This window comes from Vreelandella neptunia (assembly GCF_022489065.1).
Lineage (GTDB): Bacteria > Pseudomonadota > Gammaproteobacteria > Pseudomonadales > Halomonadaceae > Vreelandella > Vreelandella neptunia_A.
On the sequence record NZ_JAKVTW010000058.1, the window covers coordinates 1 to 1256 of the forward strand.

Annotated in this window: 1 protein-coding gene; it reads left to right on the plus strand. The window is 54.0% G+C overall.

The window, feature by feature from the left end; translation table 11 throughout:
* The first annotated feature begins 60 nt into the window (after positions 1 to 60).
* Positions 61 to 1226, plus strand: a protein-coding gene (locus tag MLE19_RS22810) for an IS3 family transposase (protein ID WP_101146503.1) whose coding sequence is annotated in 2 segments (ribosomal slippage) — positions 61 to 322 and positions 322 to 1226 — 1167 coding nt in all. Because the reading frame shifts where the segments join, the coding sequence is not laid out codon by codon here.
* Positions 1227 to 1256: the final 30 nt, after the last annotated feature.

The window sequence follows — 1256 nt, forward strand, 5'->3', positions numbered from 1 at the left end:
TGATCCTGCCCAGTAACGGTGGACACCTCAAGAACGTCATACGTTACGATGAGGTGAACCATGGCAAGATCGACAACATCAATGAAGAAAAAATCATATACCCGTTACTCAGATGCCTACCGGCAAGAAGCCTTAGCGCTTGCGGATCGCATTGGCGTTGCAGCAGCGGCGCGTGAGCTGGGAATACACGCGAGTCAGCTCTATCAGTGGCGATCTAAAGCACAGCTGCAGCAAGACACATCCGAGCGAGAGCGGTCGTTGGCAGAAGAAAACGCCCGCTTGAAGCGCCAACTAGCCGAGGCAAATGAAGAGCTGGCCATCACAAAAAAGGCCGCGGTGTACTTTGCGAAAAGCCTGAAGTGAAGTACGCCTTTATCCACCGTCATCGTCAGGCGTTCAGTATTCAGCGTATGTGCCATGTTGTCGGGGTCGCTCGGAGTGGCTACTACGCTTGGCGGCAACGCGAAGGCGCATCGTCCCCAAAACGCAGCCAGCAAGCCATTATCGATCAGCATGTGGCCAAGGCTTATCACCAACGCAAAGGCCGCTCAGGCGCCCCGAGACTAACGCTAGACCTGCGAGATGATGGGATGCCGATCAACCGTAAGACGGTGGCTGCCAGCTTACAGCGTCAGGGCCTGCGCGCTAAAGCAGCTCGTAAGTTCAAGGCCACCACGAACTCACGGCATTCGCTGCCAGTCGCACCGAATCTACTAGAACAAAACTTCACGGCCTCAGCTCCTAATCAAAAGTGGGTGGGTGACATTACCTACTTGGCGACGGGCGAAGGCTGGCTTTACCTGGCAGTGCTCATTGATCTTTACTCTCGTAAAGTGGTCGGTTGGGCAATGAGTGAGCGTATGACGGCCGATCTTGTCTGTGACGCGCTACAGATGGCGCTATGGAGACGCAAAATGCCCAAAGGCGTGATAGTCCATTCGGATCGAGGTAGTCAGTACTGTTCCACGCGTTACCAATCGCTGCTTACCCGGCATGAGCTTACGTGCAGCATGAGCGCCAAAGGCAACTGCTATGATAATGCCTGTGCCGAAAGCTTCTTCCACAGCCTCAAGGTTGAAGCGATCCATGGGGAGCAATTTACAACGCGAAACGATATGAGGCGCCAGGTGTTTGAGTACGTCGAACTGGACTACAACAAACAACGGCGGCACAGTGCTATTGGGATGATCAGCCCAGAGGCCTTTGAAGCCCGAATGATCGCTTAAACCAGTGTCCACTGTTGCTGGGTAAGATCA